Below are 4,709 nucleotides of genomic sequence, written 5' to 3'. Positions count from 1 at the left end.
TCCGCCTTTTGCGATCTGCATCTTGCTGAGCTAATTCTGGATCATAAGGTTTAACCCGGTCCAACTCATAGCTAATCGTAGCTTTGGCAACGCCTAAGGCGTCAGCCATTACTTGGTAAGATTTATTCCCCTCATTGACCAGTTGTGCTAGTGCGCCACGTTGAAAACGTGATAAAGTAGATGTACCCAAAGTAATCACTCCCTATATTGGTTGGAATTAGCTACTACCATTGTAAGTGATTGCTTTGGGCTTTTTAATTTCTGTTCGGATTAATTATAGAATTTGCCTCCACTGGATTGCAAGGTGAACATCCTGCTGTTCAATGGCTTTTAAAATGTTTTGATGAATGATGGGCTGATCACTGTGAAATTTAAGCTCGATAAACTGCTTACCGAAGCGATCGTTGAATGACTGCCAAAAGTGTTCGTAAATTGTCGCAATCACGCTGTTATGGGCGGCTTCAATAATTGCTTCGTGAAATTTTTCGTCCGCCTGACGATAGGCTTCGATTGAATGACGTTTGGCAGCTGCCGCCCGAATTTCGAGATAATAGCCCAGGGCCTTCAAATCGGTTGCGTTCCGGTTCAGGCAGGCAAGGTTGACGATGCTGATTTCCAAGGCCTTGCGGGCTTCATAGGCTTCAATTGCCGGCGCTTCCCGTAACGCTTTTGAAATGGTTGGGTCGGGCAGGGTGTCGTGGATTACGGTGGTGCCCTTTCCCTGAATAACCTCGATTAAGCCGAGGTTGACGAGTACTTTGATAGCTTCGCGGATTGTTGAACGGCCGACATTGTATTGCGCCATTAAGTTCGGTTCGGTGGGGAGCCGATCACCAACTGCTAATTCGTGGTTTAAGATGGCGGCTTCGATTTCCTGGGAAACCTTATCCGCTAAACTCTGGGACTTTGATTGATTGTTCTGGATGGTTGGCACTTCCTAACACCTCATTAAAGCTTACTTTTTTCCTCGTCATAACCTTCCAACAAGTTGGCATAACGAGCTAATGCAAATAGATAGTCTGAAAGCCGGTTCAGATATTCGAGAATTTCTTCATTCAATGGCTGGGCCTTATCGTTGAGTTCAACGACTAATCGTTCGGCCTTCCGAGCTAATGCCCGGGCATACTGCAACGCGGCCCCTGACGGGTTACCACCAGGGAGGATAAACGCTTTGATTACAGGTAATTTGGCCATGATGGCATCGATTTCGGTCTCTAACTGCTTGGTCTTCTCGTCAGTAATTTCATGGTGGCGCTTGACGGTGATGTCCGCTTGCAGTTCGTAAAGGTTGTGCTGGATGAGATTAAGTTTAGGCGCTAATTCTTGAGCTTTGGGTGACAAGATTGAGATCACATAACCCAACCAAGAGTCCAGTTCATCGATGGCCCCAAGCGCTTCAATCTGTAAGTCATACTTTGGGACCATTCGACCGGTGACCTGCTTGGTTTTACCGTGATCACCGACTTTAGTGTAGATTTTTACCATGTGTGTCGCTCCTTTGGATGTAAGGGTCAGTAGATTTATCATAAGCTAATTTTGCGCATTTTGCGATAATTAATTTTGGAAAATGAAAAATTTGTGGCACCTAATGAGGCTGCCGACCGGTAATGATTGCCTGCACAAATGCAGAAAGGCGCTCGTGGCCCATCATAAATAATTTAAAATGGAGAATCCGCATTTCGCCCTTTTCCCGCCGAATTTCGTGATGGTATTCGCGGTTGATTGATTTAATCCGGCGTTGTTCTTCTCGAGGGGAATTTTGCGGGTCGGGCGTGTACGTGCCAAACACGGATTTGTCGATAAAGCGAATATTGCGAAGAAACTCCTCACGCTGTTTTTCCGTCTTCTTGAATGGGTTCAAATGATTACCTCCTCACATAATGGTAATTTAACGCTGCTAATCGCGACCGTCAAGCGCCCAGGACGGGTTTTCGCCAAACAAAAACGGAAACCTTTGGTCAGATTTCCGTTCTTGGATCACCGCCGTAAAATGGGTGATTGGATGATTCAAATTTAAAAGATCATTATTACTTAATTGGGCAGGCGCCGCCTTCACAGTCGGTTTGACCGATAATTTCGGCACCCTTTTGATCATGGTTACCGCTCAACTGTTCAAATGTCCGTTGAACGTCACCGTGGATCTGCATGACCTTTTCTTCGTAAACTTTTGGCTCGATTGGTTCCTTAGGAGCTTGCTTGAATTCGTTACCAACGTAAGGCAATAACGACGTTGACTTAGTGGTGAAGCGGTACTGCTTCATCAGTGGGGCAATCTGGTCGCCTTCATCTGGTTGGAATGTAACGGTACAGCTAACCGCGTTATCGGACCAGTAAGTCTGCAGGAATGCCTGGGTGGCAAATTGTTCAGCAATCGAAACGTTCCCAGCTGAAGCAAAGGCTTTGCTGTCAGCGTGAGCAGCGCGGATTGGGAATTCAGCAACCATGGTGTTCTTGGAGTAAACGTCCTTTTCAACGTGGTAGCCGCAAGCTTTCAATGCTGGCAGCAACGGATCAGAATCTTGGAACCGGATTCGTTGAATCAGGTAAGGGGCGTAGTGGAAGTGCATGCCTTCCGAAACGCCGGCTAATTTAGCAACGGTCCCTGATGGCTTAACGGTTGTGTGTTTGAGGGAGGTGTTGCAGCCTAGTTCATATGAGTAGTCCTTATCAGCTTTCACAACGGCCTTGTATAAACCATCAACCATTTTAACCGCACGTTTGTCGTAAATCGGCTTCTTGATTGCTTCGCCGGTTTCAGGATCCTTGGCGTCTTCGTAACCAACAACGACCCGGTTACCTAATTCGCTTAAAATCCAGTCTTGAATCCCGGACATTGAGATACCAATCCGGCGATTCTTCTTGATTGCTTTACGAGAAACTTCCCAGTCGTATGGGCTGAAAGTAACCCGTTTGGAGAAACGAGTCCCCAAAGCAAAGGCTTCATCGAGGTCCCAATTTTGCTGGCTGGCAACGTAAGGGAAGACTTCAAAGAGGTTACATGGTTCACCGTTTGAAAGTGAAATTTCACCACATGGGTTAGTCCCCTCAACGTTTGGATCGATGTCCTTTTGCAAGCCGTCGATTTTCCGGCCGTAGTTCTTGGATAATTCCAAGTTCACGATGCCGGGTTCGCCATTATGTTGAATGGAATCGGCGATTGGGCCGTAATTGCTGAATTTTGAGTCAACGGCAACACTGTTGTTAGAAGCCCAACGGTGATGCATGAGCTTTTCTTGGTCCTGCTTCATGGTGATGAAATCCTCATCATCGGCGGAGCCCAATGCTAATTCGGCAGAACGGCGAACGTTTCCGGCAACAACGGTCTTACCAATCATGTTGCCAATATCGGTCATGTCAACGGATGACAAGTGACGACGAACGCGGGCGTTCAAAATCTTGTTAATGTCAAATAGCATTTCAATGAGCGGCATTGGACCAGAGGCAGTTCCACCAAAGCCCTTGATCTTAGCACCCTTTTCACGGATGTCACTCATATCAAGAACCAGGTTCTTTTGACCCTTTGGATTAGTTGAAGCAAAGTGCAGGTCAATCAGATGCGCATTTGAAAGAACCCAGCCTTCGCGGGTATCGGGCAGGCGATAGTAAGCTGCATCGGTAATTGAATGCTTCTCAAAGTAGGCGTCCTTGTCAACGGCCCCCATTTTGAGGGAAGCATCATAGGATTTACTATTCTTGTCAATCACGATGGTTAAGTTGACTTCGTTGTTGACCAACGGAATCTTATGAACGTTTTCTTTAACGACAGAAAAACCGACACCGCCGCCCTTCATTAATTGGTCAAACATGAAGGAGTATGGCATTGAAACGGCTGGCTGATCCTTCTTCAAATATTCGGGCATAATGTGGCTGTCACCGTATGGTTGTGGGCGAATGCCGATAAACCAACAGTTGTTCAGGGCATCTCCGTTGCGAGCCTCATAAGGGGTTCCTGAGATCCACAGGTTTCGACCTGATGGGGTGGCAGCAAGGCCGTAGATTAATTTGTAAAGCTTCTTGGCTTCGTCGGTTAATTCACTGACTACTTGGGGATCCACATTGTTTTGGTGAAGTCGTGGGTCGAGGTTGATATTGCCCTCGACAACCCGCTTAACGGTTTCGTCCCAGTTCTCTGTCCGCTGCTTCTCTGGGATCCAACGGGCGTAAGTTCTCTTATATGTAACCCAGCCTAATTCGCCCCAGTGCGGTGTGATTTCGCTTTTTACTCGATTTATAAATTCATCAGATAGTGAAACTGATGAAAGTTTCATTGCTTGCATAACGATTCCTCCCGTACTTTTCATAAGTATTTCTTGTACTCATATTGACTTTGTTTCAGTCGCTTTTGATCGATTCGACACTATATATAGTATCTCGATGCGGACTGATAAGCAATATATTGTGCCTAAGAGAAATCGTCAGATGAACCGATGAACCGCGAGGCGACAAGGCTTGGCGTGGATAAAAAATATTTTGGGTTTAAAAATGGCAGATTGCAAGAAATAACTTGAACAAATTTAGTAACGCAGATCACGCAAAAAGATCTCAATCGGTGTTCGCCAATTTAAACATTTGAGTGGTCGGGAATTCAAATACCAGTTAATTTGAATCAATTCATCATCGGTAATCTCATCAATCGGTTGACCTTTGGGAATGAAGCGGCGTAGTACTCGGTTGCGATTTTCATTACTGCCTCGTTCATGTGGCGAATA

Annotated in this window: 6 protein-coding genes; all 6 read right to left on the bottom strand. The window is 46.0% G+C overall.

Annotated elements, in window-relative coordinates; translation table 11 throughout:
* Positions 1–190 (bottom strand): helix-turn-helix domain-containing protein (locus ACKTSF_RS14065; protein ID WP_143443961.1); only part of this gene is annotated, 190 nt, incomplete at its 3' end.
* 84 nt (positions 191–274) lie between these two features.
* Positions 275–934, bottom strand: a complete 660-nt coding sequence (locus ACKTSF_RS14060; RefSeq protein ID WP_407890228.1) for a FadR/GntR family transcriptional regulator — start codon at positions 932–934, stop codon at positions 275–277.
* Between the two features lie 14 nt (positions 935–948).
* Positions 949–1,485 carry a cob(I)yrinic acid a,c-diamide adenosyltransferase gene (locus tag ACKTSF_RS14055; RefSeq protein WP_071665521.1) on the bottom strand — a complete coding sequence of 179 codons (537 nt, stop codon included), beginning with the start codon at positions 1,483–1,485 and terminating at the stop codon, positions 949–951.
* A gap of 100 nt (positions 1,486–1,585) precedes the next feature.
* Entirely contained in the window at positions 1,586–1,861 is a 276-nt protein-coding gene (locus ACKTSF_RS14050) for a hypothetical protein (RefSeq protein ID WP_008210697.1), read from the bottom strand.
* 166 nt (positions 1,862–2,027) lie between these two features.
* Positions 2,028–4,277: a ribonucleoside-triphosphate reductase, adenosylcobalamin-dependent gene (nrdJ, locus tag ACKTSF_RS14045; RefSeq protein ID WP_407890225.1), complete on the bottom strand. Its 2,250-nt coding sequence runs from the start codon at positions 4,275–4,277 to the stop codon at positions 2,028–2,030.
* Between the two features lie 237 nt (positions 4,278–4,514).
* Positions 4,515–4,709 (bottom strand): transposase (locus ACKTSF_RS14040; protein WP_407890223.1); only part of this gene is annotated, 195 nt, incomplete at its 5' end.

Source organism: Levilactobacillus muriae, assembly GCF_045862015.1.
Classification (GTDB): domain Bacteria; phylum Bacillota; class Bacilli; order Lactobacillales; family Lactobacillaceae; genus Levilactobacillus; species Levilactobacillus muriae.
Note: the sequence above shows the minus strand (reverse complement) of the source record. Positions and strands in the feature narration are given on the sequence as shown.